Source organism: Mycolicibacterium sp. P4_G11 (genome assembly GCF_056555145.1).
In genome coordinates this window covers 115,500-141,988 of sequence record NZ_JBFUJW010000008.1, presented here as the reverse complement: position 1 = coordinate 141,988, position 26,489 = coordinate 115,500, and the positions used below count along the sequence as shown (strand labels likewise).

Below are 26,489 nucleotides of genomic sequence, written 5' to 3'. Positions count from 1 at the left end.
GGGCCGGATGAACCAGACCCGCACCGTCAACCAACAGTGCAGAGCTAGATCTTGCCGACGAGTTCCAGCGACGGGGCCAGGGTCTCTTCGCCCTCTTCCCACTTGGCCGGGCAGACCTCGCCCGGGTGGTTGCGCACGTACTGGGCGGCCTTGACCTTGCGGACCAGCTCGGCGGCGTTGCGGCCGATGCCCTCGGCGGTGACCTCGGTGAACTGGACGACGCCGTCGGGGTCGACCAGGAAGGTGCCGCGGTCGGCCAGGCCCTGGTCCTCGCGGAGCACCTCGAAGTTGGTGCTGATCTGCAGGGTCGGGTCGCCGATCATGGCGTACTGGATCTTGCCGATGGTGTCGGACGAGTCGTGCCACGCCTTGTGGGTGAAGTGGGTGTCGGTGGACACCGAGAACACCTCGACGCCGAGGCGCTGCAGCTCCTCGTAGTGGTCGGCGAGGTCGCCGAGCTCGGTCGGGCAGACGAAGGTGAAGTCGGCCGGGTAGAAGAAGAAGATCGCCCACTTGCCCGCGATGTCGGCGTCGGACACGGGGATGAAGGTGCCGTTCTTGTACGCGGTGGCGGAGAACGGCTTGATCTGCTTGTTGATCAGGGCCACGGGAACCTCACTTCGGGTCACTATCGGATGTTGGTTACGAGTCCGTAGCTTAGTCCCATTTTCTGGACTAGTTCCAGTTTGAGGAGGGCCCCCCCCCCCCCCCCCCCCCCCCCACTCTGACGTCGATATTTACCCCTCGATGAAGGCTTCCAGCTGAGTGCGGGCGAGGTCGTCGGCGACCTGCTCCGGCGGGCTCTTCATCAGGTAGGCCGAGGCCGGCAGGATGGGGCCACCGATGCCGCGGTCCTTGGCGATCTTGGCGGCGCGCACGGCGTCGATGATGATGCCGGCCGAGTTGGGGGAGTCCCAGACCTCGAGCTTGTACTCCAGGTTCAGCGGCACGTCACCGAAGGCGCGGCCCTCGAGGCGGACGTACGCCCACTTGCGGTCGTCGAGCCACGCGACGTAGTCCGACGGGCCGATGTGGACGTTCTTGTCGTAGACCTTGTCGGCCAGCGAGCCGGTCAGGTTCGAGGTGACGGCCTGGGTCTTGGAGACCTTCTTGGACTCCAGGCGCTCGCGCTCGAGCATGTTCTTGAAGTCCATGTTGCCGCCGACGTTCAGCTGGTACGTGCGGTCCAGGGCGACGCCGCGGTCCTCGAACAGCTTGGCCATCACGCGGTGGGTGATGGTGGCGCCGACCTGGCTCTTGATGTCGTCACCGACGATCGCCACACCGGCGTCCTCGAACTTCTTGGCCCACACCGGGTCGGAGGCGATGAACACGGGCAGCGCGTTGACGAACGCGACCTTGGCGTCGATGGCGCACTGCGCGTAGAACTTGTCGGCCTCTTCCGAGCCGACGGGCAGGTAGGAGACCAGAACGTCGACCTCGGCGTCCTTGAGTGCCTTGACCACGTCGACGGCCTCGGCGTCGGACACCTCGATGGTCTCGGCGTAGTACTTGCCGATGCCGTCTAGGGTCGGGCCGCGCTGCACCGTCACATTGGTGGGCGGCACGTCCGCGATCTTGATGGTGTTGTTCTCGGAAGCGAAGATGGCCTCGGACAGGTCGAAGCCGACCTTCTTGGCATCCACATCGAACGCGGCCACGAACTTCACGTCGCGCACGTGATACTGGCCGAACTTCACGTGCATCAGTCCCGGCACGATCGTGTTCTCGTCAGCGTTCTGGTAGTACTGCACGCCCTGGACGAGCGATGCCGCGCAGTTGCCTACGCCGACGATTGCGACCCGAACCTCGTTCGACTCAGACATGTGACGGTCTCCTTTTCCTACTCTTTCAGTGCGTTCGCCGGGGCGTGAGCGCTCAGGTTTGGTCGGCGTGACCCTGCGCCACGCGCTCGGCTGCAATCAGTTCGTTGAGCCATTTCACTTCGCGCTCACTGGACTCGAGACCGAGCTGATGCAGCTGGCTGGTGTAGCGGTCGAGTGAACTACTGGCCCGTGCGATCGCCTCGCGCAGACCTTCGCGACGCTCCTCGACCTGACGGCGCCGCCCTTCCAGGATTCGCATCCTGGCTTCGGCGGGCGTCCGATTGAAGAACGCCAAGTGCACACCGAATCCGTCGTCGGTGTAGTTCTGGGGGCCAGTGTCCGCGACGAGTTCGGTGAACCGTTGCTTGCCGGTATCGGTGAGTTGGTAGACGCGGCGCGCGCGGCGCACCTTCGTCGAACCGAGCGGTGCGGCGTCTTCGACGATCAGGCCGTCGGCCTGCATGCGACGCAGCGCCGGGTAGAGGGAGCCGTAGGAAAAAGCCCGGAAGGCTCCCAATAGTCCGGTCAGGCGCTTGCGCAGCTCGTAGCCGTGCATGGGGGACTCCAGCAGAAGCCCCAGGATGGCCAGCTCCAGCACAGTGTCACCTCCCGATTTGACTGACGGCGTCACCTATCAGGCGCTACGACGCCTCAACACCTCGCACAATAGTATCGCGCCGATATATACGGAGCCAATCGAGAGCTCATATGGAGATGAACAGCATTCGATGCGGGCGTCAACGCGGCCCGAACATGGGGCGAATCAGCCGGGGTAGTTGATCTGCTTCTGGTTGCCGTCCGGGTCCAGATCGATGTAGCCGCTGTTGTTGAACTTGCCGGACACGTAGATCGAGATCTCGACGGTGTCCGGCGGCGCCGTGATGTCCTTGCTGGCCTTGATCGAGATGTAGACGGTGTTGATCTCGTTGCGCTTGATGCCCAGGGTCTCCGGGGCGCCGTGCAGGATGCCGGCGATCTTCTCGACGTTGAATTTGCCCAGGTCGACGACGCGTTCGTCGCTGCTCACCGAGGTGGTGTCGGGGTCGTCCCAGCCTCCGCGGTAGTCGTACCGCAGCACTCGGCGCGGTTCGGCCGGGTCGGAGCGCTCGAGGATCGCGTAGTCCCCGTAGATGTTCAGCTCATAGCCGGTGGTGTCGCCGAACTTCTTCTTCATCTGGGCCAGCAACCCGGTCAGCCCGCCGAGCGACTGCAGCTGGCGCGGTGGGGTCAGCACGATCGGCGCGATGCCGTCGGGCTTGGCGCCGGGGTCTTCGGCTGCGCTCAGCGGCGACTGGCCAGGCGCGGCGTAGATACCCCAGCCGATCGCGAGACCGACCACGAGCATCACGGCGGCGCCGGCGGCGAGCACGCCCCAGCCGGTCGACGGCACCGCGCGGCCCGCGCCCGTCTTCAAGTTGGGGAGCTTGACCGACGAGTTCCCGGTCTGCAGATCGGTCACCAGCGAGCGCAGCTCCCCGAGGGTGACGGCCTTGGTGGCCGTCGCGACGCGCTGCCGGTGCTCCTCGGCCGACAACTGGCCGTCGGCCAGCGCCGTGTCCAGAATCTGGCAGGTGTCGTTGCGGTCGCTGTCTTTCGCCCGGGTCGCTGCGGTGGCCACCGGGAAAGAGTAAAGGTCAGGTGGCACGGCCGCGTGAGCCCGGCCACAAGCCGTCTACCACTGCACCTCTCAAGCTGGCTACAACCCGGCTACATGCGTGCCATCACGCATCGGCGTCCAGCTGCCCGACGTACTCTGGTCAACGTGCGATTGCAGCGGCAGGTGGTCGACTATGCGCTCCGGCGCAGGTCGCTGCTGGCCGAGGTCTACTCAGGCCGTACCGGCGTCACCGAGGTGTGTGACGCCAACCCCTACCTGCTGCGCGCAGCAAAATTTCATGGCCGGTCCAGTTCGGTGATGTGCCCCATCTGCCGGAAGGAACCACTGACATTGGTGTCGTGGGTGTTCGGCGATCACCTCGGGGCGGTGTCGGGTTCGGCCCGTTCCGCCGAGGAGCTCGTCCTGCTGGCCGCCAAGTTCGACGAATTCGCGGTTCACGTGGTGGAGGTATGCCGCACTTGCAGTTGGAATCATTTGGTCAAGTCATATGTATTAGGGACGCCGAGTCCCCCGAAGTCGGCGAAGCCTCGTGGCACGCGCGCGGCGCGCTCGAAAGCGCGCACCGCCAGTGAGTGACGGAGTGAGTGGGGCTGGGCGTCACAGCCGGTCAGGCGACGACGCGACCAGAGGACCGGCCGCCGGCGCGCAGCAAGGTCGGCCTGGCCCCGTGCCGCCGGATGACCGGCGCACCATGATCCTGCCGTCGGTCGGGAAGGCCGACGACCCGCGGCTGCGGGATCCGATCGACGCGGTGAAGGCGGCGCTGGACGGCACCAAACGGCCGAGCCAGCCCCCGATGAGCGCCGGCGGCGGCATGAACCCGCCGCCGAAGTCGCCGCCACCACCGCCCCCGCGGACCGGTGGTGGAAAGTCCGGCGGACCCCAGCTGCCGAAGTTCAAGTGGAACTGGAAGCTGTTTCGGCGGCTCTGTTACGCCGGCATCGTCGTGTTGCTGGTGCTGCCGATCGTCACGTTCGGCATGGCGTACCTCATCGTCGACATCCCGAAGCCGGGTGACATCCGCACCAACCAGGTGTCGACCATCCTGGCCAGCGACGGCACCGAGCTGGCGAAGTTCGTCCCGCCGGAAGGCAACCGGGTCGACGTCAACATCGACCAGATTCCCGTGCATGTGCGCAACGCGGTGATGGCCGCCGAGGACCGCGACTTCTACACCAACCCCGGCTTCTCGTTCTCCGGCTTCGCGCGCGCGTTCAAGAACAACATCTTCGGCGGCGACCTGCAGGGCGGGTCGACCATCACGCAGCAGTACGTGAAGAACGCGTTGGTCGGTGATGCCCGCTCCGGCATGGGCGGCTTGGTCCGCAAGGCCAAGGAGCTGGTGATCGCCACCAAGATGTCCCGGCAGTGGTCGAAAGACGAAGTGCTGCAGGCGTATCTGAACATCATCTATTTCGGCCGCGGCACCTATGGCATCGGCGCGGCGTCGAAGGCGTATTTCGGCAAGCCGGTCGAGCAACTCGACGTGGCCGAGGGCGCGCTGCTCGCAGCTCTGATCCAGCGGCCGTCGACCCTGGACCCGGCCGTCGACCCCGAGGGCGCCGCCGAGCGCTGGAACTGGGTACTGGACGGCATGGTGACCATGGGTGCGCTGTCCAAGGAGGACCGCGCGCAACAGAAGTTCCCGGCCACCGTGCCGCCGGAGCAGGCCCGCCAGGAGAACCAGACCGAGGGCCCGAACGGCTTGATCCAGCGGCAGGTGATGAAGGAGCTGCAGAGCATCTTCAACATCAACGAGCAGGCGCTGAACACCGAGGGGCTGCAGGTCACCACGACCATCGACCCGAAGGCGCAGTCGGCCGCCGAGGATGCGGTGTCGAAGTACCTGGACGGCCAGGCGGACGACATGCGGGCGGCGGTGGTGTCGGTCGATCCGCACACCGGCGGCATCAAGGCGTACTACGGCGGCTCCGACGCCAACGGCTTCGACTTCGCGCAGGCGGGTCTGCCGACGGGTTCGTCGTTCAAGGTCTTCGCGTTGGTGGCGGCGCTGGAGCAGGGCATCGGCCTGGGCTACCAGGTGGACAGCTCACCGGTGACGGTCAACGGCATCAACATCACCAACGTCGAGGGCGAGGGCTGCGGCACCTGCAGCATCGCCGAGGCATTGAAGCGGTCGCTGAACACCAGTTACTACCGGTTGATGCTCAAGCTCAAGCACGGCGCGCAGGATGTCGCCGACGCCGCGCACAAGGCCGGCGTCGCCGACAGCTTCCCCGGCGTCGAGCACACGCTGTCCGAGGACGGCAAGGGCGGACCACCCAACAACGGTGTGGTGCTTGGTCAGTACCAGAGCCGCGCGCTGGACATGGCGTCGGCGTACGCGACGCTCGCCGCGTCCGGCCAGTACCACAAGCCGCACTTCGTGCAGAAGGTCGTCAACGGCGACGGGCAGGTGCTGTTCGACGCGTCCTCGCAGGACGGCTCGGGTGAGCAGCGGATTCCGAAGGCCGTCGCCGACAACGTGACCTCGGCGATGCAGCCGATCGCCGGGTACTCCCGCGGCCACAACCTGGCAGGCGGCCGGGCCTCGGCGTCCAAGACGGGCACCGTGCAGCTCGGTGACACCGGCGCCAACCGCGATGCGTGGATGGTCGGCTACACGCCGTCGCTGTCCACCGCGGTGTGGGTCGGCACGACGGCCGGGACGCAGCCACTGGTGAACAAGGGCGGCGGACCGGTGTACGGATCGGGGCTGCCGTCGGACATCTGGAAATCCACGATGGACGGCGCGCTGAAGGGCACCGACAACGAGTCGTTCCCCAAGCCGACTGCCATCGGCGGGTACGCGGGCGTCCCGCAGGCCCCGGTGATCAAGCCACCGGCGCCCGATGATCCGCAGGGGCCGCCGCCGGGCGCGCCCTCGGAGACGGTGGTCCAGCCGACGCTCGTCATCGCCCCGGGTATCACCATCCCGTTCGGACCGCCGACGACCATGCAGGTCGGCCCGCACCAGGATGCGCCGCCTCCTGGCGGCGGTGACCCGAACCAGCCTGGCCCCCCGCCGCCGCCGTGACGGTCGAGGAACCAGACGAGCCCGGCGCCCCGACGGTCTCGCCCGCCCGGCTGGCCCGGGACCTGCGTAGCGCCGACGACCGCGACCTGCCCAGCCGCACCGACGTCCTGGGTGCCGCGCTGTCCAGTGTCGTGGGCGGGCCGGTGGGCCGGCACGCCATGATCGGGCGGGCGCCGTTCCTGACCCCGTTCCGGGTGATGCTGCTGATCGCGCTCGTCTTCCTTGGGCTGGGCTACACCACCAAGGCGCCGTGCCTGGTGACGACGGGCTCCGGCACCGCCGATCAGCGGGTGGCGAACTGGCAGAACCAGCGGGCCTACTACGAGTTCTGCTATTCGGACACCGTGCCGCTGTACACCGCGGAGCTGCTGAACCTGGGCAAGTTCCCGTACAAGTCCAGCTGGATCGAGACCGACAGCGCGCACAAGCCGCGCATCCAGTACGACGGCACGCGGGCCATCCGCTACATGGAATACCCGGTGCTGACGGGCATGTACCAGTACGCGTCCATGTCGGTGGCCAAGACCTACACGGCGCTGTCGAAACTGGTCCGGATACCGGTGGTCGCCGAGGTGATCATGTTCTTCAACATCTCGGCGTTCGGGCTGGCCCTGGCGTGGATGGCCACGGTCTGGGCGACCATGCGAATGTCCGGCCGACGGGTCTGGGACGCCGCGATCGTGGCGGGGTCGCCGATCCTGATCTTCCAGGCGTTCACGAACTTCGACGCGCTCGCGACGGGGTGCGCGGCCGGCGCCATGCTGGCCTGGTCGCGGCGGAAACCAGTGGTGGCCGGCGTGCTCATCGGGGTCGGCGTGGCCCTGAAGCTCTACCCGCTGCTGTTGCTGATTCCGCTGGCGATGCTGGCGGTGCGGACCGGCAGGTGGCGGCCCGTGGTCAAGACCGCGATCGCCGCGCTGGTGACGTGGATCGCGGTGAACCTGCCGATCATGCTGATGTACCCGCGCGGGTGGTCGGAGTTCTTCCGGCTCAACACGCGGCGCGGGGATGACATGGACTCGCTGTACAACGTGGTGAAGTCCTTCACCGGCTGGAGCGGCTTCGACACCAACCTCGGGTTCTGGGAACCGCCGACGGTGCTCAACACCGTCACCGCGGTGCTCTTCGTCCTGTGTTGTGCGGCAATCGCTTACGTCGCGTGGACGGCCCCGCAGCGGCCGCGGCTGGCGCAGCTGGCGTTCCTGGTCGTCGCGGCGTTCCTGCTGACCAACAAGGTGTGGAGCCCGCAGTACTCGCTGTGGCTGGTGCCGCTGGCCGCGCTCGCGCTGCCGCATCGTCGAATCCTGTTGGCGTGGATGACCATTGACGCACTGATCTGGATTCCGCGGATGCTGTATCTGTACGACGACCCCAAGCTCGGGCTGCCCGAACAGTTCTTCACCACGACCGTGCTGCTGCGGGACATCGCGGTGATCGGCTTGTGTGCGTTGGTGATTCGTGCCATCTACCGGCCGGAGGTGGACCTGGTCCGCTGGGGCGGCCGGGTGGACGATCCGTCCGGCGGTGTGTTCGACGAAGCCGACGACGATCCGCCGCGCTGGTTGCCCGCCCGGCTGCGTCCGCGCCCGGCGGCAGTGGCTGAACCCGATCCCGCGTCCGAGCCTGAACCGGAGCTTGCGCCCACGGCATAAAAAGGGGCTGCGTTCTGTCGCGCTCGGTGGCAGGGTCGAGGCGTGACTGACCTGACCTTCTCCGATTCCATCGTCGTCGACACCGATCCCGAGACCCTCTATGCGCTGGTCTCCGACGTGACCAACATGGGCCAGTGGAGCCCGCAGTGCAAAGAGTGCTGGTGGGAGGACGAGGACGGCGGCCCGGTGGCCGGCGCCTGGTTCAAGGGCCGCAACGAGGAGGGCGACCGGACCTGGGAGACCCGCAGCCAGGTGGTCGTCGCCGAGCCCGGCCGCGAGTTCGTGTGGGAGGTCAACGGCGGCTGGGTGCGCTGGGGCTTCACCGTCGATCCCGTCGACGACGGCACCCGGCTGACGCAGTCGTGGGAGTTTCTGCCGGCCGGTATCGAGGGCTTCCACGGGCGCTGGCCCGACGACGCCGAGCATCAGATCGCACTCCGCACGAAGTACGCGATCACCTTTCCTTGACGTCAAGGAAAGGTGACGGCCCGGGATCGAACATGCCGGGGAGGGCCGGCCCCGACTCAGCCCTGATACGGCGGGTAATACGCGTATTGCGGAAGTTGTTGTGGCGCAGCCTGACTCTGCCCCGCTCTGATCCACGCGGTGGTTGACGGCAGCAGCACCAGGACCATCGTGACGATCGGAAATGCCAGGCCGACAAAGGCGCTGACGACACTTTCGGGCGAGTACCGGCCATCCGACGTCACGGCGGTGGTGAAGACGGAGGTCATCAGGTTGCTCACGATGGCGACCGCACATCCACTGACCACGAGCCACCGGCCGAGCATCTTGCGCCGAAAGAGCAGCACTGCGCCGGCGATGAGCAACACGCTCAGCAGCGTGCCGAGCACGAACCCGATGATCACCACGGCGACCATTCCGATGGCAAGGACGCCGAAGATGCTGTCGAGGAGTTCGAGATCAGAGTGGTCGAAGTTGCTGCCGATCGATGCGATGGCGATCAGGAAGAACAGTGAGACGGCGGTGAGGCCGAGGCCGAGCAATCCGCCCAATGCCGCCAGCACTCCGGCGGTGATCGCGGTGCCGCCGCTCGGTTGGGCCGGTGCCGCCGGCGGGGCAGGGTAGGCGCCCGGCTGCGGGTACTGCGGATACGTCATGTTTCCCCTCTGACGCCAGGTTGAACCATTTAGCCCTGGTACGGCGGGTACTGCGGAAAGTACTGCGGCGCAAGGGGAGGCTTCTTGGCGGCTAGCCACGTCGTCGTCGACGGCACCAGGGCCAGCACGATGGTCGCGATAGCGAAGAGGACGCCCACCAGGTCGGCGCCGACGCCGCGGCTATAGGAGTATTCGCCGAACGAAGCGGGCGTCATCGTGATGTTGATCAGGGCACTGAAAATCGAGATGCCGCAACCCAAGCAGATCAGCCAGCGGCCGACCTGCTTGCGTAGCAGCAGGGTCAACGCTCCAGCCAGCATTAGCGCGCCGGCGATGATGTTGAGTGTCACGACGGCGATCAGGCTTCCCCAGCCGACGTCGGCGGCCGAGTCGCGCATCATGGCGGACAGTCCGAGTGCCTGAGCGGACCCGCCGAAGAAGTGCGTCAATCCGCCGAGCAGTGCCAGCACACCCGCGGTGACGGCTGTGCCCCCGCTGGGTGACGCGGGTGGCATGGGGGCGGGCGGAAAACCGCCCGGATAGCCGCCGGGATAGGCACCCGGTTGTGGGTATGCCTGCTGGTAGCCGGGCTGTGCCGGGTAGCCCTGTGGATACCCCGGCTGCTGCGGATACCCCGGCTGCTGCGGATACCCCGGCTGCTGCGGATTCCCCGGCTGCTGCGGATACCCCGCCTGCCCCGGAAATCCCTGGCCATAGGGCCCCTGTGGATACGTCATGCGTCCCCCTCGCTGACAAAACGCTGTGAAGTCAGCCTATCGGCCGTGATGCGTATGCCGGGGTGACAGAAGACTCCTGCGTTGATTGTGAACTGACGCCGCAGAAGTTCGAGTGAATGTCTGCGTAGACGCACAGTCAACGCCCCGCGCGGACGGCTGGCTCCGACTCAGCCCTGATACGGCGGATGCTGCGGAAAGTACTGCGGCGCAGTGAGATTCCGCTTGGCGTGCATCCATCGGGTGGTCGAGGGTAGGAAGGTCAGCACGACGGTCGCCACCGAAAAGATCACGATCGGGAGGGCGATCACCCCGACAGGGCCGGCCCCGTCCGCATTCGCCGCCAGGAAGGCTCCCAGCCCGAACGCGAAGATGGGCACGCATCCGATGCCGATGAGCCACCGACTGGCCGGCTTGCGCGACAGCAGCATGAAGCCTCCGACCAGGATCAGCAGGCCGCCGACGACCGACATCGCAAGGAACAAGTGGCCGACGTGCGACGAAGAGCGGGTGGTGAAGGGGCCCGGTTCTTTCGTGAGGGACTGCGCCAAGGCCATGGCACCGAGGCAGCCATGCAGCAGTCCGCCCATGATCGACAGCACGCCCGCGATGACTCCACCGACTCCGCCAGTCGACGTGGGCGGCAGGGGTGCGGGCGGAAAACTGCCCGGATAGCCGCCGGGATAGGCGCCCGGCTGCGGGTATCCCTGCTGGTAGGCGGGGTGCGCGGGGTAACCGGGCGGATACCCCGGCTGCTGCGGGTAGCCGGGCTGCCCGGGGATCCCCTGGCCGTAAGGACCCTGCGGATAGGTCATGCGTCCCCCTCGCCGACAACAATCGTGCACCCAGCCTATCGATCTTTACGGCTCCGTCAGGGCGGCACTTCTGAGCGCCGATTTCGCAGCTCAGGGGCTCTTCGGGTAACCTGGCCCGGTTGCCGACGCAGGCGACCCTCCTGCCACGGAACACGCCGTGGCCGACACGACCATAGGAGGTGATGGGTTCCACATGCGTCCATACGAAATCATGGTCATTCTCGACCCCACACTTGACGAGCGCACCGTAGCTCCGTCGCTGGAGACGTTCTTGAACGTCGTCCGCAAAGACGGCGGCAGCGTCGAAAAGGTGGACATCTGGGGCCGCCGCCGGCTGGCTTACGAGATCGCCAAGCACGGTGAAGGCATCTACGCGGTTGTCGACGTGAAGGCCGAACCGGCCACGGTCAACGAGCTCGACCGTCAGCTGAACCTGAACGAGTCGGTGTTGCGTACCAAGGTCCTGCGGACCGACAAGCACTAGAAGCACCGAAGCTCTGCGGATTTGTCGCGAGCCTTGCGTAGGCTCGCGCCTAATTCACCCAATCCGTCCCAGGAGGATCTCGTGGCTGGTGACACCACCATCACCGTTATCGGAAACCTGACCGCTGACCCGGAACTGCGCTTCACGCCGTCCGGTGCTGCCGTTGCGAACTTCACCGTGGCCTCGACGCCGCGGATGTTCGACCGGCAGAGCAATGAGTGGAAGGACGGGGAGGCGCTGTTCCTGCGCTGCAACATCTGGCGGGAGGCGGCGGAGAACGTCGCCGAGAGCCTGACCCGGGGGTCGCGTGTCATCGTGACCGGCCGGCTGAAGCAGCGCTCGTTCGAGACCCGTGAGGGTGAGAAGCGCACCGTGATGGAGGTCGAGGTCGACGAGATCGGCCCGTCCCTGCGGTACGCGACGGCGAAGGTGAACAAGGCCAACCGCAGTGGCGGCGGTGGTGGCGGCTTCGGTGGCGGCGGCGGTTCCCGCCAGCCCGCCGGTGGCGGCGGCGCTCCGGCCGACGACCCGTGGGGCAGCGCCCCGGCATCGGGTTCGTTCGGCGGCGCCGACGACGAGCCGCCCTTCTGATCCACGTAATTGGCTGGGAAACCAGCTAGACCCAGAAAGAGAAACACATGGCTAAGGCCACCAAGCGGCGTCCGGCCCCGGAAAAGCCGGTCAAGACCCGCAAGTGCGTGTTCTGCTCCAAGAAGGCGCAGATCATCGATTACAAGGACACCGGACTGCTCCGGACCTACATCAGTGAGCGCGGCAAGATCCGTGCCCGTCGCGTCACCGGTAACTGCGTGCAGCACCAGCGCGACATCGCCATCGCCGTGAAGAACGCCCGTGAGGTTGCGTTGCTTCCGTTCAGCTCGTCGACGCGATAGGGAGGACTGAGAAATATGAAGCTCATTCTGACCACCGAGGTCGACCACCTGGGTTCGGCCGGCGACGCCGTTGAGGTTCGTGACGGCTACGGCCGTAACTACCTGCTGCCCCGCGGCCTGGCCATCCTGGCCAGCCGTGGTGCTGAGCGCCAGGCCAACGAGATCCGTCGGGCGCGCGACGCCAAGACGGTTCGGGACCTGGACCACGCCAACGAGCTGAAGCAGGCGATCGAGGCCCTCGGCCCCGTGTCGCTGGCTGTCAAGGCCGGTGCCGACAGCGGCAAGCTGTTCGGTTCGGTGACCGCGGGCGACGTCGTCGCCGCGATCAAGAAGGCCGGTGGCCCGAACCTCGACAAGCGCACCGTCGAGCTGCCCAAGGCGCACATCAAGTCGGTCGGCACCCACAAGATCGCGGTGCGTCTGCACCCGTCGGTCAACGTGCCGGTGTCGCTGGCTGTCGTCGCCGGATAGGCATGCAGTAGCTCAAACAGCAGAACGCCCGGGTGGAGTCAATCTTTGACTTCGCCCGGGCGTTTTCTGTTGACAGCGGGCGAATTTTTTCAGCCAATCTGCAAACAGTGATCTACGCCGGCTGTTAACCTGCGCGGCCCCTTTCTGCTACGCGCCCGCAACACAACACGCCCGAGATGGCTACCCGGCACGACACGCCGCACCAATTCTCATGCACAGGCTCACAGCCGATATATAGGCCGTTGACCTCGAAGTTTGGGAATTTACTCGCGGGTATTCCACAAGTTCTCCCCAAGCGCTCAACATCGTTGTCCACGTCTTTCCACCTTTCATCCACAGGGTTGCTAACAGGGGCGGTTCCGGACTGCTCCAGCAACGCCTAACGTGGTGCGTCGCACGGCAGGTGAGCGGCTTGAGAGCCCGGTCTGTCGGCAGGGTGAAGTACGGTCACGAGTAGCTCGTTCGAACGTTTGTTTGCTGTTGGTTTTCGGGGGAAGAGGAGCGCTTCGTGGCTGTCGCTGACGACCTGGGTCGGTCCGACATGGAGGAGCCGCGCAGCGAGGATTTCGGCCGGCAACCGCCGCAGGACATGGCTGCCGAGCAGTCGGTGTTGGGCGGCATGCTGCTGTCCAAGGACGCGGTCGCCGACGTCCTGGAGCGTCTCCGCCCCGGCGATTTCTACCGGCCGGCACACCAGAACGTCTACGACGCCATCCTCGACCTGTACGGCCGCGGGGAGCCCGCTGACGCCGTCACTGTCGCCGCGGAGCTGGACCGTCGCGGTCTGCTCAAGCGCATCGGTGGCGCGCCGTATCTGCACACCCTGATCTCCACCGTGCCCACCGCCGCCAACGCCGGCTTCTACGCCGGCATCGTCGCGGAGAAGGCCACGCTGCGCCGTCTCGTCGAGGCCGGCACGCGCGTCGTGCAGTACGGCTACGCGGGCGCTGAAGGCGCTGACGTGGCCGATCTGGTGGACCGGGCGCAGGCCGAGATGTATGACGTCACCCAGACCCGCAGCAGCGAGGATTTCACCGTCCTGGAGGAGCTGCTGCAGCCCACCATGGATGAGATCGATGCCATCGCCTCGAATGGCGGTATCTCGCGTGGCATCCCGACCGGCTTCACCGAGCTCGACGAGATCACCAACGGTCTGCACCCGGGTCAGATGATCATCGTGGCCGCGCGCCCCGGTGTGGGTAAGGCGCTGGCGCTGGACACCCCGCTGCCCACTCCCGGCGGTTGGACCCCCATGGGTGACGTCTCGGTGGGCGATGAGCTGATCGACGCCAACGGACGGCCCACCCGCGTGGTCGCCGCGACTCCGGTGATGGAGGAGCGGCCGTGCTACGAGATCGACCTGTCGGATGGCACCACCATCGTGGCCGACGCTTCGCACCAGTGGCCGACCGGCCGCGGCATCGTCACCACCGCGACCCTGCGGCCCGGCGCTGACCGGCTCGAGCCGGCATTGACCGCCGGTGGGCTGGCCGTGCTCACCCGCCCCGTGACGATTGCCGATGTGCGCCGGGTGGATTCGGTGCCGGTGCGCTGCGTCGAGGTCGACAACCCGGCCCACCTGTACCTGGCCGGGCGGTCGATGGTGCCCACGCACAATTCGACGATCGGACTGGACTTCATGCGGTCCTGCTCGATCAAGCACCAGCAGGCCAGCGTCATCTTCTCGCTGGAAATGAGTAAGACCGAGATCGTCATGCGACTGCTCTCGGCCGAAGCCAAGATCAAGCTGGGCGATATGCGTTCGGGCCGCATGAGCGACGACGACTGGACCAAGCTGGCCCGCCGCATGAGCGAGATCTCCGAGGCGCCGCTGTACATCGACGACTCACCGAACCTGACCATGATGGAGATCCGGGCCAAGGCCCGTCGTCTGCACCAGAAGGCCCAGCTGCGTCTCATCGTGGTGGACTACATGCAGCTGATGACCTCGGGTAAGAAGTTCGAGTCCCGGCAGCAGGAAGTCTCGGAGTTCTCGCGGTCGCTGAAGCTGATGGCCAAGGAACTCGAGGTTCCGGTGGTCGCGATCAGCCAGCTGAACCGTGGTCCCGAACAGCGCACCGACAAGCGCCCGCAGGTGTCGGACCTTCGTGAGTCGGGCTGCCTGACCGCCTCGACGCGCATCCTGCGCGCCGACACCGGCGCCGAAGTCACCTTCGGTGAGCTGATGGCGACGGGGGAGCGGCCGCTGGTGTGGTCGCTCGACGACCGCAAGCGCATGGTCGCCCGGCCGATGACCAACGTGTTCTACAGCGGGCACAAGGAAGTCTTCCTGCTGCGCCTGGCTTCCGGGCGTCAGGTCGAGGCCACCGCCAACCATCCGTTCATGACGCTCGACGGCTGGGTTTCCTTGGGCGACTTGGCTGTTGGCGATCGTCTCGCGGTGCCCCGCACCGTGCCGGAGCCGGTGCACACCGAGCGTATGGCCGAGTCCGAGGTCATCATGCTCGCGCACATGATCGGTGACGGCTCGTGCGTGAAGCGTCAGCCGATTCGCTACGCATCGATCGATGAGGCGAACCTCGTCGCCGTCGCTGGTGCGGCGCGACACTTCGGAGTAACGGCCGTGCGCGACGAATACCCCGCAGCCCGCGTGATCACACTGCGGATGCCGGCGCCGTACCGGTTGACCCACGGCAAGCGGAATCCGATCGCCGCCTGGCTGGACAAGCTGGGGCTGTTCGGCAAGCGGAGCTACGAAAAGTTCGTTCCCCAAGAGGTTTTCGCCTTGCCCAACGATCAGGTGGCGTTGTTCCTGCGGCACCTGTGGGCGACGGATGGTTCGGTGCGCTGGGACGCGAAGGTTGGTCAGGGCCGGGTTTACTACGCCACGACCAGCCGACAGCTGGCCGACGACTTGGTGCAGCTGCTGCTTCGTGTTGGTGTTTTCGCTCGGATCAAGCGCGCCAAGAAGACCGGTTACCGCGACTGCTGGCACGTGCTGATTTATGGCGCCGCCAACCAGCGTCGGTTCGTGACCCAAGTAGGGGCGCACGGTGCGCGAGATGCCAAGGCACTGGAGGTGCTTGCTCATCTGCGCGGCGTGGTGTCGAACTCGAACCTCGACACTGTGCCGAAAGAATTGTGGCAGCAGGTGAAGTCGACGCTGACCCGTCGCGGCATGTCGCACCGGGAGTTCGCCGGCGCGATGGGCACCCAGTTCTGCGGATCGACGATGTGGAAGCACGCGCCGAGCCGCGATCGACTGCACCGAGCGGCGGCCGTGCTGAATGACACTGAGCTGCATGACCTCGCGACCAATGACGTGTTCTGGGACGAGATTGTCGAAATCACCAGCATCGGCGAGCAGGACGTCTATGACGGCACTGTTGCTGGCACGCATAACTTTGTGGCACAAGGGATTTCGGTCCATAACTCGCTCGAGCAGGACGCCGACATGGTGATGCTGCTGCACCGCCCGGACTCCATCGACCGCGACGACCCGCGCGGTGGTGAAGCCGACATCATCCTGGGCAAGCACCGTAACGGCCCGACCGCGAATATCACTGTGGCGCACCAGCTTCACTTCTCGCGGTTCACGAATATGGCGCGGTAGCCAAGCAGCTGTTTTGAAATGAGATCCTCCAGCCGCCAAGCTGACTGCGTCGATCACAGGACCCCTCCCGGCGCGTGTGTCCCCACTAGCGGCAGAACAGCAGCGAACTTTGATACGTCGTCGCGGGGTGTTCTGTGCGCGCATCAACTGCGCGCTTCGAAGACGTCCGCTGCGGCCATATGCAACAAAGGAAGCATCTTCTCCGACCTCGGGTGACCGAGACAGAAATACCTGCGGGCCCACGCGGCGGGCCAATGCGGCGCTGGTGTCGCACACGAAGCCTCGCCCGCAACCAGGGCCGATGACGGAACCTTGAGGGCATGTCGGTCCCTGCTGATAGTCAGGAGTGGGGCCAACGACATGAGTCCCGCTGCAGGCTCGCCCGACTCTTAGGGCGATGCCTCCGACGAAGGGGAATTGAATTGAGCATTGGAATCAACCAGAGCAATCTGTGCCAGTTGTCGGCCGCCAACCTGGCCATCGCTCTGGACGGCATTGCCCGAATGGGTTTCACCACAGTGCGATTCGCGGTCGACTGGGGGTATTTGAGCAACGCTTTCGGCTCGACGAACTACGCGCCCGTCACTGCGGTGAACAACGCGTTGGTCGCGCGGGGCTTGACCCCCATGCCGTGCCTGGGCATCCACTACCCGTTCAACCACAGCGCTACCGGTTTCGGGAACTTCGTGGGCAAGTGCGTCCAGATCTTCGGCAACATTCCCTACTACGAGGTGTGGAACGAACCGAACCTGATCGCGTTCTCCATCGGCAGCCCAGCCACCTACCTGTCCTACCTCAAGGCCGCCGCACCGAAGATCAGAGCTGTTGGGTCACAGGTGATCTCAGGCGGCATGGCGGCCTACCCGACTTTCGGCTCGAACAAGTCACCGGTCGACTGGCTCAACGGTATGTACGCCGCAGGCGAGAGCAGCGACTACGACCTACTGGGCTACCACCCGTACAGCATCAAAGACGACCAGAACGCCACCTTCGTGGATCCGCGCACAAACCCATTCGGCATCGCGCAGATCAACGCACTGAAGGCGGCGCAGGCCGCCAAGGGTGACACCCGGCCCATGGCCTTCACCGAAGTCGGCTACATCACCCCCGGCAAGGTAAGCCTGGCTGACGCCTCTGACTGGCTGACATGGCAGCTGGCCAACCAGGATCCGTCCTTCCCGTTGACCTGGTTCTTCTGCTACCAGGACACCGCGGGCGATGGTGGTGGCTACGGGATTCTGGACTCCTCCGGAGTCCGCAAGCAGCCGTACTACGACACGGTCGCGGCCCTGGTGTAACACCCAAGCCAAGCGGCGGGACTCCGCAGTGGGGCCCGCCGCTTGCGCCGTGCCAAGACACACGAGACGGACAATCGGCGGTCGACCAGTGAACGTCCGTCGCCACAAAAGTGCAACTCGATGCGGTCTGATCAGGTCGCGGTGGGTTGTGCGACGGAGATGGCTCCGTAGATCGTGACGACCAGCAGTGCTGCGTTGACCGCGCCCACAGCGAGGGAAGAGAGCACGAAATGCGCCGTGAGTTTTGGACCGTTCTCGGACAGGAAGCCTAAGCCGATCAGCACCGGGCCCACGATCCCGCCCGTCCAAATGGAGACGGCGAGGACGGGGACGGGGACGTTCATGGTGTTGTGGACGAATCTGGCGATGAGTCCACTCGCCGTTGTTGCACCCGCGAACGTCAGGCTCTTGTGTCTCGCAACCGATTTCATTTTCTCCCGATCGATTGCATCTCAGATGCGAGTACCCCAAAAGGCCTGGTCATTTCGGCCTGTCGGCGAACCTTCTGTAGGAAATGCAGCGCTTCGTGAGACAAACCTCCGTGCAGCGGGCGTGAGACAAATCCGATAGTCGCTGGTCAGAGCAGCGGTCAAATGCAGCCGAACGTGAGAACCTACAAGCGGTCTGATTTCCGCGGTCTGGATCGTGAAGGACAACCTTATCTATAGGGCGGGCTCGATCATCCTGAAGCAAAGGATCGAAGAATGGACGCGGGCCACAGAGGCGCTCGGATTGACCCCTTTGCGGACGCTGGTCCGACCAGTTCGACTAGGTATTGACGGATGGGCTCGTAGCAGGCAGAGCGACCGTGCTATGCCAAGGAGCCAAGGATGTCAGTTGCCAGAGCCTGTAACGACTAGGGCTACGGCGTGACTGAGTTGGTATTGCCGTCGAGTATGAGTACAACCCATTCTGGCTTGGCGTACTTCACGATCCATCGTCCGATCGGTCGGAGGTGGCGGAGCGCTTCTGGACTAGAAGCGACGGTGATTTCGTTGAAAGTCGATGTTCTTCTCCGGCGCTGGAGGTCGACCGCTCCTGCCGCTTCAAGATTCTTGATCCAGTCGCTGTGACGGCCGTAGCCCGCCATCACCGCGTATCCGGAATATGCTCGGAGCAACACCACCGGGGTTCTGTAGATCTTTCCGGATTTTCTGCCTTTGTGCAGGAGCAGGCCGTAGGGCGGCAGCGTGCCGGCCCATTTTCCCTGAATTCGGTTGGTGACTCGCTTGTTAAAGCGGGCAAGCCTGCGGGACGCGCGCCGAGGTATAGGCATTGGATAGATTCCTTATCGGTAGTAGGTAGTGCGGTCTTTGCTGAAGTGTCGTTCGAGCTTGCGGTTGAGGATGAAACCGAGGAGCGCTGCGTATGGCGCCCTAAGCATTTTGGGGATGATTCGTGCCAGGGGGCCTTCGATGCCTTCACCGTGCAAAACGCAGGTGCCACCTTCGGCGGGGTGCAGGGTGATCCAGTGGTCGATGCGCAGTCCGGGGATGCTGCCGCCCCAACGCAGAGAACGTTCAGTATCGACGGCTTGCCAGTGGGCGCGCGGTATCGGCAACAATCCGCTTCGCCCGGTGCCCATCCACAGCCTGGCTCCGGATTCCAGGGGCCCGCGGACACGGAACGGAAGACGGTTGCCCCATTGGTTCCAGTCGTTGACATCGACGATGACTTGCCACACAGCGCTCAAGGGGGCGTCGATGAGCGATTCTGTTTCGACGTACCAGTAAGGGGCCGCCGCGGTGCTCTTCGGCCCGGTTGTTTCATGAAATGGCGTGTCAGCGGGCATCGCCGGACTCCGTGGCCGTGACGTGCTTTCTGCCTGGTGCTTGGTCGCGGCCTGGCAGAGTTTGGGCGAGGACGAAGTTTGTGATGTGGTCGCTGACGGGTTCGACGGATCCGTCCGGGCGATCGGCGCTGGCGAACACGATGTCCATATGCGAGTAGTGCGGAACGACGTGCGCTTCTCCGACATTCATAAACGGCACGCGGGGGGCGAGCGGGACATGGGACTCGAAGACTGATACCAGGGGTTTGGTGCGCATCTGCTTCTCATGTTTGACAGCCGACAAATCGCCCGTGCGCGCGCCGAGCATCACGAACAATTGATCGACCATGTAGCGCAGGGAGTGGTACGGCTCTACGCCGGCGCCCGGGCGCCCATCAATGCGCGGGCACAGGTGCGCACGTCCACCGGCTGCGTGGGCCCGACCGTCGAACGCCAGCCGGACATGAGGTGGTGATCGGCAGCTGCTCGCAGTGGCGTATGCCCAAATGCGAAGGCCACCAGGCCCCGTAGCACCGGCACCCGCCACGTCCACGCCGGCATAGGAAACGTCCGGGTCCGTTGCGGCCCATCGATTGTGCCGAAAGAAATACGGCCCGGGTTAGGGCTAACCCCCGTGCTGAGCCACATCCCCAGCTCCGCTTCGCTGGTCAACCGATAGCCCAAAGGATCAGGTCGTCCGATGAGGGCCTGCCATGGAGTAGCCGAGAACATCAGCCGTGTGACCGCCCGCCAGGCCCACCGGTGACGAGTCCCCGCAACGAGGGCGTCGGCGCGCTGTAGCACTCTGGCTTCGGTGTCAGGGGTGAGGTAGGCGTAGGTGCCCAGCAACCGGGTGAGGTAGACGTTCAGTGTCACGAAAGCCCCGGAGAACCTCGGTAGCAAACCCGAGTTCAGCCCGGCTACCGCCAATGGGTATATGGCGCCGGCCAATGACCGCACCGGCCACCCCAGTACTTGCAGGATCGGGTTGGTGCGCAGGCCGAAATCGCAATCGACCGGGGTATCGAGGGCAATGAACCCCTTACACAGGTCATATCCCGGAATGCCATCGAAATCCCACGCCCCGAACGCGGCTGCGGCGATCGCCCCGCCGGAATGTCCGCCGACGAACACCTTTTGCCGCCTTACCGTGGGGTCCGGCACTCCGCGTTCGATCGTTTCGCGCATATCGCTGACGACCTGAGCAAAACCCAGACCAGCCAGAAACGGCATTCCGGCGCTGGTTTTGAATCCTTCGAAGGTTCGGCCACCAACTGGCACCCCACGTAGGTAGTAATTGAACGCTAGATCGGGATTGCCCGCCGCCACCGCCGCTCGGACCCCGGAAGCGTCGTCAAGCCCTTCAGTGCGCCGCGCCAACGCCCAGAACTCGACTGCCTGGCCCTTGCTTGCCGCCGACCGGACAATCGCGCGGGCGATACCGTCAAGCGAGTGGCACCCACAGTAGTTACCCGGTTGAATCACCAGGACCGCGTCGGCCCGCGACGCCTGGTCCGGGCCGTCAGCCAACCGGTAGCGCAGGTAGCTGAGATGATCGATCGCGTCTGGGTGCGGAGCTGACGAACCTGGCAGTGGCGATAACCACCTGACCTGACTGACTTCGACAACGCCATCGTCGGCGATGACATCACCTTGCTGGCGTGTGAAAACTCCTCGCACCGTGTGCGGGGAGTCCACCCCGTCTCGCAACCCGCACAGCGTCCCGATGGGGACGACGGACTCGGCCCGGCCCTCGGCAATCACCGGAGCACGGCCGCGGGAATCCGCGTCTGCTTCAACTGCGATACGAAGTGCAACGTCTGTAGGCGGGGCATGAAGCGGGACTCCTTATTAAGTTGAACTTGAATAACGGGAAGGTACTGTGAGCGCCAGCCCATGTCAACGACTTCACGAACTCGGCTCTCTGTGGCCGCTCGTCGGAACGAGCTGCTAACCGTTGGTTGTCTGATGTTTGCGACGCGCCCGTATGACGAGGTGTGGATCGACCGTGTGGCCAAGGCCGCCGGGGTTTCGGATGCACTGATCTACCACTATTTCGGCAGCAAGAAAGCGTTCGTCGTCGCCATCGTCAAGCGCGAAGCCGAGGCGCTGCTTGACGTTCTTGTAACCGATCCCTCGGCACCCCCTGAGGAGCAGTTTCGCGCGTCATTGGATGCTTACCTCGACTACCTGCAGAATCATCCGCATGGCTACCTGACGATTTACCAGGGCCTGGGTAATGCTGATCCCGAGGTTCGCGAAATCCTGGCCGGCAACCGGCGAGTGCTCCAACAACGGATGCTCACCTGGTTGACCGACAGCACCCCCACCGAGGCTCAACGCCTCACCATCCACGGCTGGATCGCATTCCAAGTCGACGTCTGCGTGACCTGGCTTAAAGATCCCACCATCAGCCGGGACGAACTGCGTGACCTACTTACGGGCGTTTACAACTCTGTCCTTGCCGTCATCAAGAACCAGTAAGACGGAAAACGCAGTCATGGTCGGGGCGCCGTGCAGCGTGTGGATGGAGCCGTCGTGGGTGCGAATTGACCACGACAGTCGGCGGGGGTCACGGGTTGCGTGCGGGCCACCACATCCGTTCACCCAGCAGCGTCATGGCCGCGGGGATGAATATTGTGCGTACGACTGCGATATCGAGGAGAAGGCCGATGCCAACTGTCGAGCCGATTTGCAGCAGGGTGATCACGCTGCCGCTCATGAGTGCGAACATCGTGATCGCAAAGACCAGTCCGGCGGTTGTGATCACGCTGCCGGTGGATCCGAACGCTCGGAGCACCCCGCGCATCGTTGAGTTGCCTGTAGCTTCCTCTCGGATCCGGTCGGCAAACAGCATCGAGTAGTCCGCGCCGACGGCGACCAGCATCATGAAAGAAACCGGCAGCACGGACCAGTCGACGGGGATACCAAGCAGGTGCTGCCACAGCAGCACGCTCACGCCTGCGGCAGCACCGAACGAGAGCACGACCGTCGCGACCATCACCGCTGGTGCGACCAGGGCACGCAACAGCACGATGAGCACGAGGGACACCCCGATGACGGCGACCAGCCCGAACAACCAGAAGTCGTGCAGCACTTGGGTTCGCATCTGCGCGGAGACCGATGCAAGGCCAAATCCGTCGAACTGGGCGTTGGCCAAGACGGTGCTGTGTGCTGCGGTGCGGGCGGCGGCCGGGATCGATGCGGCGGTGTTCAGGGCCTCGTCGGAGTAGGGGTTGATCCGCCACACGACCAGCATCCGTGCGGACCGCCCGTCGGGCGACATCAGCATCCGGGCGCCGTCGACGAATCGATCCGAGCGCAGCCCCTGCTCGGGCAGGTAGAAGCCGCGGCCGGGGCCATCAGCGGTGGCGTCGGATAGCTGGGTCAGGTATCCGGTGGCGTCGCCGAGCCCTTCCTGGAGCTTCGTTGTCATGGTGATCACCTGGTCGGTGCCGGTCTTGATCTGGCCCAGGCCGCCCGAGAGTTGATTGATTCCGGTGGACAGCTCGTTGACGCCGGCGGTGAGCTGTCCGAGACGGGCCTTCATCTGCTGCGGAGACAAACCGTCCAGGCCCGCAAGCAGGCCCTGCAGGCGGGCCAAGGCGTCGTCGGCCTGAGCGAGCGCCGCTGGCGCACTGTCGCCTATCCCTGCGGGGAGCACATCGGTGGCGATGGCTGACCAAATCGCGTGGGAGGCACCACCATTGGTGGCGCGGTCGAGGTTGGTGAATGCTGTGCGTGCGGCGGCGCAACTGGGGTTTGCCGTGCACGCCGGTGTCCCCGGCTCGAGCAGTGGTCCGAACACCTCAGAGAGGCTGGCCGCCGATGAGGCCTGTCGCTGCTGGGCGCTGCGAACCTCACCGGAGGCCGTGGTGAGCGCGCCCACTGCGGCGCGCAGCATCGCGGTGGCTTGGCTGATGTCGATCGTGCTGTCGGTGGCAGTGGCCAGAGTGCGCTGCGCCGAGGTGAGGGCATCGAGTACTCCGTTGGCGAGGTTCACCACGCGCTGTGTGCCGTCCACTAGCGCCGGGACGCGTTGTGCGGCGGCGGCGGCGCCGGTGTTCAACTGGGTGACGCCTGCGGCGAGCGCTTTGAGTTGCGGGGACGCCTCTGCAAGCTGCTTGTGTGCGTCGCCGAGTCCGTTGGCGACTGTCCGGGTTTGATACCCGATGGCTGACTCGGGGATCGGTTTGCCTTCCGGGCGGGTGATGGACCGGACATACGCGACCTGGTCAAGATTGCTCACGGCGATGGCAATCGACTCCAGTGCGGCAAGGTCATTGGTGTTGCGCATGTCGTGATCGGCGCGCACGAGCAGAAACTCCTGGGCGGCCTCGTTGACACCCCAGTGCCGGATAACGGTGTCATACCCGCTGCGGGAGTCGGTGGCGCGCAACTGCATACGATTCTCGTCAAAGCCGACGATCATCGTCGGCAGCACCGCCGCGGCAGCAATCAACATGACCAGCGCGACGGCTGATAGTGGCATCGCACGGCGCATCACCCACCCACCGATAGATCGCCAGCGCTGTTCCCGGCTGGGGCGCGGCTCAACCCACCCGCGAGAACCTAACAGGTGCAAAAGAGCTGGTGGCAGCGTCAAAGAAACCAAGCATGTGGCGGCGATGGCGAGTGCTGTGGCGGGTCCGGCGGTCACAAAAATCCCGACCTTGCAGAAGATCATGGCACCGCTAGCGGCCACGATGGTCAACGTGGACGCGGTGATGATCCGTGTGACCCGGATCGCCGAGGCGACCGCTGAGTCGCCCGCACCCCGTCCCAGCCGCCGTGCCTCGTGGTAGCCGGCAACGGCAAAGATCGCGTAGTCGGTGGCAGCGCCCAGGACCATCGCGGTCATGATCGCGATGGAGAAGTTAGAAACCGGGACCATGTGGTGTTCGCCGAGCAGCGAGATGATCGGGCGGGCGATTCCCAGCGATAAGCCCAGAGTCAGCAGCGGCACCATCGCAACACCGGCCGATCGGTAAGTCAGCAACATCAGCACGGTGATGAGCGCCACCGACACTGCGGTAATCACCAGCAGCGACTTGTCGATCCCGGTGTAGAGGTCCGACAGGGCCGGCGCCGTTCCTGTGAGTTCTACCGAGGTTCCCGGTGGATGGGGCACCTCGTTGATGATCTCCCGGATCCGATCGGTACTTCGCTGCGCTTGGGTGGAACCGATACCGCCAGTCTCACCGATAAGCAGATTGATCGCTTTGCCGTCCGGGCTCAGACCCACTGCGCGCGCGGCGGGGTGGCCGTAGGTGTCGATGACGTAGGCGACATGTTGGGTGTCTCGCTGCAGCCGGGCGACGAGTTCGGCGTAGTAGTGCTGATCGGCTGGCCCGATGCCGCGGTCGTTGGCGATGACAACAGAGCCCTGCGCGCTCGACACCGGCGTGCCGAACTCGGTGGCCATCGCGGTCAGGCCCTGCACTCCTGGCAGATCGGCCGGGATGAACGGCGCCGAATACTTGTGAACGGTCACCTCGAGCTGGGGGATCGCAACGTTCAGGCCCGCCGCGACAGCAACCCAGAACAGCAGCACCCATGCCGCATGTCGGGTGCACCAACCGCCGAGCCGAGCCGAGAGGGTGTTCACCGCGTCTCCTGCGCCGCCGAGGACGGCGTGAGGCGCGGCTGTAGGCGCACGATGGGGATGGGGCGATCGGTCAGCAGCTGGTATTGGGTATAGCGGTTCTTGTTGATGCCGTTGACGATCTGCCATTGACGTGCGAAATCCCTATCGCCGGGCAGAAAGATCGTGGCTGTGACTTGGTAGTGGCGCCTCCCGACGCGGATATGACTCGTGGGGCTATTGCGGATGTTTACCAGCCAGTCTGGCGCATTGCGCGATCCCCCGTTAGAGCCGACCACCAGGTAGGCCGATCCGTCGCGGCCGTAGGTCAACGCGGTGATCCGGGTCGCTCCTGTGCGCCGCCCAATAGTCGTCAATAGCAGCGTTGGATTGCCCATGAGGAGTTTGTGGCCAATCCAGCCGTTGCTATGGACGTATACCCAGCGATGAATGCGCAGTATTCGATGGTAGAGATCACGGCCGGTCATTGGATTCCTTCGATTGGGGTCGCGGCGGACGGTGTGCGGCTGCCGTCTTCGGCGGTGCGCTGGTGCTGTGTTCGCCAGGCTGTCTCGAAGCCGGGAAGTCGCCGATAGGCGACGCTCGTCGCGCGCCGATGCAGGGAAGGTGCGAGGGCGGCCAGGATTTCACCGATAGTTCCCGCCAGCGGGGCTATCCGAGGTGTGCGGCGTCCAAGCCCCTGGTAAATGAGTTGCGCGCCCTGCGAGGGCGTGAGAAGCCGCGCATCCACGTAGGCGTCGGTTGCTGCGCTCATCGCCGTGTTCACCAGTGGCATGTACACCGTCGTCATGGACACCCCGTGCGGGGCCATTTCGGCTGCTGCAGTGCGTGTCCACACATCCAGGGCTGCCTTGGAAGCGTTGTAAGCGGCGAACGGTGGTGTGGCGTTCTGAGTTGCCATGCTCGACACGTTGACGATCTGGCCGCTGCGGCGTTCTCGCATCCCGGGCAGGAAGGCGAGGATCAGCCCGAGGGCGCCGAAGAAGTTGACCTGCATGGTCCGCTGGCAGTCGTGCAGTCGCTGATAGGACTGCGCCACAGGTCGGCGGATCGATCGCCCAGCATTGTTGACCAATATGTCCACGCCACCGTGGCGGTCCAGGACGGTGTTGGCGACCGCCTGCACATGATCAGTCAGTGAGAGGTCCACCGGGTAGATGCTGGCTTCCCCGCCGAGTTGCTGGACCAGCTCGGCGACTTGGTCTAGTTCCCCGTGGCGGCGTGCGAGAAGGATGAGTTGGGCTCCGGAGGGCGCGAGTTGGAGAGCGAGTTCACGCCCTATGCCGTCGGACGCTCCGGTGATGACGATCCGGCGGCCCGCCAGACCTGCCCGGGGTCTGTTGAATATGCGGATCATCGTGTCGCCGTACCTGTCCAAAAGATTCGGTGCCCGCTCGCGATCGCGATGACATGAGCGCCGTGACGTTCCACCGCGCCTTGGGATGTCTGCAAAAACCTGCCGCAAAACCGCCTTGAGGGGCTCCGGCGCATCCCGAGCCCCGGCAGGGTGGTCGACGGCACCGAGTCCTGTACCTGCTGGACCGGCTGGTCGAGTTCCTCAATCACCCAAAACATCATTAGGCCTCCGCA

General features: G+C 65.0%; 26 protein-coding genes. 11 read left to right on the top strand and 15 right to left on the bottom strand.

The genetic code is table 11. From position 1 onward, the window contains the following. Window positions 1-44: 44 nt before the first annotated feature. The 4 genes from ahpC to AC1U2B_RS19170 form a co-directional block, all read right to left on the bottom strand. Complete coding sequence (gene ahpC / locus AC1U2B_RS19185) at window positions 45-608, bottom strand: alkyl hydroperoxide reductase subunit C (protein WP_043391547.1); 564 nt, start codon at window positions 606-608, stop codon at window positions 45-47. Window positions 609-737: 129 nt separating this feature from the next. Further along, complete coding sequence (locus AC1U2B_RS19180; protein WP_260934868.1) at window positions 738-1,826, bottom strand: inositol-3-phosphate synthase; 1,089 nt, start codon at window positions 1,824-1,826, stop codon at window positions 738-740. A 52-nt stretch (window positions 1,827-1,878) separates the two neighbouring features. Beyond that, complete coding sequence (locus AC1U2B_RS19175) at window positions 1,879-2,424, bottom strand: PadR family transcriptional regulator (protein WP_043391550.1); 546 nt, start codon at window positions 2,422-2,424, stop codon at window positions 1,879-1,881. Window positions 2,425-2,589: 165 nt separating this feature from the next. Then, window positions 2,590-3,444 carry a DUF1707 SHOCT-like domain-containing protein gene (locus tag AC1U2B_RS19170; RefSeq protein ID WP_480218020.1) on the bottom strand — a complete coding sequence of 285 codons (855 nt, stop codon included), beginning with the start codon at window positions 3,442-3,444 and terminating at the stop codon, window positions 2,590-2,592. A 144-nt stretch (window positions 3,445-3,588) separates the two neighbouring features. Between AC1U2B_RS19170 and AC1U2B_RS19165 the strand changes: the two genes are divergently transcribed. Genes AC1U2B_RS19165 through AC1U2B_RS19150 form a run of 4 tightly spaced genes read left to right on the top strand, consistent with a single transcriptional unit; the run spans window position 3,589 to window position 8,601 of the window. Next, a complete protein-coding gene (locus AC1U2B_RS19165) occupies window positions 3,589-4,020 on the top strand; it encodes a DUF5318 domain-containing protein (RefSeq protein WP_480218019.1) in 432 nt (143 codons plus the stop codon). A 4-nt stretch (window positions 4,021-4,024) separates the two neighbouring features. Next, the gene (locus tag AC1U2B_RS19160) at window positions 4,025-6,481 is read left to right on the top strand and encodes a transglycosylase domain-containing protein (protein WP_480218018.1); all 2,457 of its coding nucleotides are present in this window, start codon (window positions 4,025-4,027) and stop codon (window positions 6,479-6,481) included. Beyond that, the gene (locus tag AC1U2B_RS19155; protein ID WP_480218017.1) at window positions 6,478-8,133 is read left to right on the top strand and encodes a glycosyltransferase family 87 protein; all 1,656 of its coding nucleotides are present in this window, start codon (window positions 6,478-6,480) and stop codon (window positions 8,131-8,133) included. Before AC1U2B_RS19160 ends, AC1U2B_RS19155 begins: the two co-directional genes overlap by 4 nt. A gap of 42 nt (window positions 8,134-8,175) precedes the next feature. After that, window positions 8,176-8,601 (top strand): SRPBCC family protein, encoded by a 426-nt coding sequence (locus AC1U2B_RS19150; RefSeq protein ID WP_480218016.1) that lies wholly within the window; start codon window positions 8,176-8,178, stop codon window positions 8,599-8,601. 56 nt (window positions 8,602-8,657) lie between these two features. Here the strand turns inward: AC1U2B_RS19150 and AC1U2B_RS19145 are convergent, their stop codons facing one another. The 3 genes from AC1U2B_RS19145 to AC1U2B_RS19135 form a co-directional block, all read right to left on the bottom strand. Beyond that, complete coding sequence (locus tag AC1U2B_RS19145) at window positions 8,658-9,254, bottom strand: hypothetical protein (protein ID WP_480218015.1); 597 nt, start codon at window positions 9,252-9,254, stop codon at window positions 8,658-8,660. A 29-nt stretch (window positions 9,255-9,283) separates the two neighbouring features. Beyond that, window positions 9,284-9,991 (bottom strand): hypothetical protein, encoded by a 708-nt coding sequence (locus tag AC1U2B_RS19140; protein ID WP_480218014.1) that lies wholly within the window; start codon window positions 9,989-9,991, stop codon window positions 9,284-9,286. 167 nt (window positions 9,992-10,158) lie between these two features. Next, window positions 10,159-10,803, bottom strand: a complete 645-nt coding sequence (locus tag AC1U2B_RS19135) for a hypothetical protein (protein WP_480218013.1) — start codon at window positions 10,801-10,803, stop codon at window positions 10,159-10,161. 193 nt (window positions 10,804-10,996) lie between these two features. Between AC1U2B_RS19135 and rpsF the strand changes: the two genes are divergently transcribed. The 6 genes from rpsF (at window position 10,997) to AC1U2B_RS19105 (ending at window position 17,523) form a co-directional block, all read left to right on the top strand. Beyond that, window positions 10,997-11,287: a 30S ribosomal protein S6 gene (gene rpsF, locus AC1U2B_RS19130; protein WP_043391567.1), complete on the top strand. Its 291-nt coding sequence runs from the start codon at window positions 10,997-10,999 to the stop codon at window positions 11,285-11,287. Window positions 11,288-11,368: 81 nt separating this feature from the next. Then, window positions 11,369-11,878: a single-stranded DNA-binding protein gene (locus AC1U2B_RS19125; protein ID WP_043391569.1), complete on the top strand. Its 510-nt coding sequence runs from the start codon at window positions 11,369-11,371 to the stop codon at window positions 11,876-11,878. 47 nt (window positions 11,879-11,925) lie between these two features. Beyond that, window positions 11,926-12,180: a 30S ribosomal protein S18 gene (gene rpsR, locus AC1U2B_RS19120; RefSeq protein WP_043391572.1), complete on the top strand. Its 255-nt coding sequence runs from the start codon at window positions 11,926-11,928 to the stop codon at window positions 12,178-12,180. A 15-nt stretch (window positions 12,181-12,195) separates the two neighbouring features. Continuing rightward, window positions 12,196-12,651 carry a 50S ribosomal protein L9 gene (gene rplI / locus AC1U2B_RS19115; protein ID WP_043391573.1) on the top strand — a complete coding sequence of 152 codons (456 nt, stop codon included), beginning with the start codon at window positions 12,196-12,198 and terminating at the stop codon, window positions 12,649-12,651. A gap of 508 nt (window positions 12,652-13,159) precedes the next feature. Continuing rightward, window positions 13,160-16,225: a replicative DNA helicase gene (locus AC1U2B_RS19110; RefSeq protein ID WP_480218012.1), complete on the top strand. Its 3,066-nt coding sequence runs from the start codon at window positions 13,160-13,162 to the stop codon at window positions 16,223-16,225. A 422-nt stretch (window positions 16,226-16,647) separates the two neighbouring features. Next, window positions 16,648-17,523 (top strand): glycoside hydrolase family protein, encoded by an 876-nt coding sequence (locus AC1U2B_RS19105; protein WP_480218011.1) that lies wholly within the window; start codon window positions 16,648-16,650, stop codon window positions 17,521-17,523. A gap of 131 nt (window positions 17,524-17,654) precedes the next feature. Here the strand turns inward: AC1U2B_RS19105 and AC1U2B_RS19100 are convergent, their stop codons facing one another. From AC1U2B_RS19100 to AC1U2B_RS19080, 5 genes are all read right to left on the bottom strand, one after another. After that, window positions 17,655-17,954 carry a hypothetical protein gene (locus AC1U2B_RS19100; protein WP_480218010.1) on the bottom strand — a complete coding sequence of 100 codons (300 nt, stop codon included), beginning with the start codon at window positions 17,952-17,954 and terminating at the stop codon, window positions 17,655-17,657. A 431-nt stretch (window positions 17,955-18,385) separates the two neighbouring features. Next, complete coding sequence (locus tag AC1U2B_RS19095; RefSeq protein WP_480218009.1) at window positions 18,386-18,799, bottom strand: nitroreductase family deazaflavin-dependent oxidoreductase; 414 nt, start codon at window positions 18,797-18,799, stop codon at window positions 18,386-18,388. Window positions 18,800-18,811: 12 nt separating this feature from the next. Beyond that, a complete protein-coding gene (locus tag AC1U2B_RS19090) occupies window positions 18,812-19,315 on the bottom strand; it encodes an SRPBCC family protein (protein WP_480218008.1) in 504 nt (167 codons plus the stop codon). Next, window positions 19,305-19,643 (bottom strand): hypothetical protein, encoded by a 339-nt coding sequence (locus AC1U2B_RS19085; RefSeq protein ID WP_480218007.1) that lies wholly within the window; start codon window positions 19,641-19,643, stop codon window positions 19,305-19,307. The genes AC1U2B_RS19090 and AC1U2B_RS19085 overlap by 11 nt, the downstream gene beginning before the upstream one ends. Window positions 19,644-19,666: 23 nt before the next feature. Continuing rightward, on the bottom strand, window positions 19,667-20,527 hold the full coding sequence (locus tag AC1U2B_RS19080; protein ID WP_480218006.1) for a hypothetical protein: 861 nt from the start codon (window positions 20,525-20,527) through the stop codon (window positions 19,667-19,669). A 735-nt stretch (window positions 20,528-21,262) separates the two neighbouring features. Here AC1U2B_RS19080 and AC1U2B_RS19075 point away from each other — a divergent pair. Then, a complete protein-coding gene (locus tag AC1U2B_RS19075) occupies window positions 21,263-21,778 on the top strand; it encodes a TetR/AcrR family transcriptional regulator (RefSeq protein ID WP_480218005.1) in 516 nt (171 codons plus the stop codon). 88 nt (window positions 21,779-21,866) lie between these two features. On the opposite strand, the gene AC1U2B_RS19070 is transcribed toward AC1U2B_RS19075, so the two are convergent. The 3 genes from AC1U2B_RS19070 to AC1U2B_RS19060 are packed head-to-tail and all read right to left on the bottom strand — an operon-like array spanning window position 21,867 to window position 26,256. Next, window positions 21,867-24,902: an MMPL family transporter gene (locus AC1U2B_RS19070; protein ID WP_480218004.1), complete on the bottom strand. Its 3,036-nt coding sequence runs from the start codon at window positions 24,900-24,902 to the stop codon at window positions 21,867-21,869. Further along, window positions 24,899-25,366, bottom strand: coding sequence for a nitroreductase/quinone reductase family protein (locus AC1U2B_RS19065; protein ID WP_480218003.1), 468 nt, complete (start codon window positions 25,364-25,366; stop codon window positions 24,899-24,901). The genes AC1U2B_RS19070 and AC1U2B_RS19065 overlap by 4 nt, the downstream gene beginning before the upstream one ends. Continuing rightward, window positions 25,363-26,256 (bottom strand): SDR family NAD(P)-dependent oxidoreductase, encoded by an 894-nt coding sequence (locus AC1U2B_RS19060; protein ID WP_480218002.1) that lies wholly within the window; start codon window positions 26,254-26,256, stop codon window positions 25,363-25,365. Before AC1U2B_RS19060 ends, AC1U2B_RS19065 begins: the two co-directional genes overlap by 4 nt. Window positions 26,257-26,489 lie beyond the last annotated feature (233 nt).

What these genes read in the sequence shown, in the direction of transcription:
- AC1U2B_RS19180 (WP_260934868.1), bottom strand. Translation starts at nt 1,826, where the DNA reads ATGTCTGAGTCGAACGAGGTTCGGGTCGCAATCGTCGGCGTAGGCAAC.
- AC1U2B_RS19145 (WP_480218015.1), bottom strand. Translation starts at nt 9,254, where the DNA reads ATGACGTATCCGCAGTACCCGCAGCCGGGCGCCTACCCTGCCCCGCCG.
- AC1U2B_RS19140 (WP_480218014.1), bottom strand. Translation starts at nt 9,991, where the DNA reads ATGACGTATCCACAGGGGCCCTATGGCCAGGGATTTCCGGGGCAGGCG.
- AC1U2B_RS19135 (WP_480218013.1), bottom strand. Translation starts at nt 10,803, where the DNA reads ATGACCTATCCGCAGGGTCCTTACGGCCAGGGGATCCCCGGGCAGCCC.
- rpsF (WP_043391567.1), top strand. Translation starts at nt 10,997, where the DNA reads ATGCGTCCATACGAAATCATGGTCATTCTCGACCCCACACTTGACGAG.
- rpsR (WP_043391572.1), top strand. Translation starts at nt 11,926, where the DNA reads ATGGCTAAGGCCACCAAGCGGCGTCCGGCCCCGGAAAAGCCGGTCAAG.
- rplI (WP_043391573.1), top strand. Translation starts at nt 12,196, where the DNA reads ATGAAGCTCATTCTGACCACCGAGGTCGACCACCTGGGTTCGGCCGGC.
- AC1U2B_RS19100 (WP_480218010.1), bottom strand. Translation starts at nt 17,954, where the DNA reads ATGAAATCGGTTGCGAGACACAAGAGCCTGACGTTCGCGGGTGCAACA.
- AC1U2B_RS19095 (WP_480218009.1), bottom strand. Translation starts at nt 18,799, where the DNA reads ATGCCTATACCTCGGCGCGCGTCCCGCAGGCTTGCCCGCTTTAACAAG.
- AC1U2B_RS19090 (WP_480218008.1), bottom strand. Translation starts at nt 19,315, where the DNA reads ATGCCCGCTGACACGCCATTTCATGAAACAACCGGGCCGAAGAGCACC.
- AC1U2B_RS19085 (WP_480218007.1), bottom strand. Translation starts at nt 19,643, where the DNA reads ATGGTCGATCAATTGTTCGTGATGCTCGGCGCGCGCACGGGCGATTTG.
- AC1U2B_RS19080 (WP_480218006.1), bottom strand. Translation starts at nt 20,527, where the DNA reads ATGCCGTTTCTGGCTGGTCTGGGTTTTGCTCAGGTCGTCAGCGATATG.
- AC1U2B_RS19075 (WP_480218005.1), top strand. Translation starts at nt 21,263, where the DNA reads ATGTTTGCGACGCGCCCGTATGACGAGGTGTGGATCGACCGTGTGGCC.
- AC1U2B_RS19065 (WP_480218003.1), bottom strand. Translation starts at nt 25,366, where the DNA reads ATGACCGGCCGTGATCTCTACCATCGAATACTGCGCATTCATCGCTGG.
- AC1U2B_RS19060 (WP_480218002.1), bottom strand. Translation starts at nt 26,256, where the DNA reads ATGATCCGCATATTCAACAGACCCCGGGCAGGTCTGGCGGGCCGCCGG.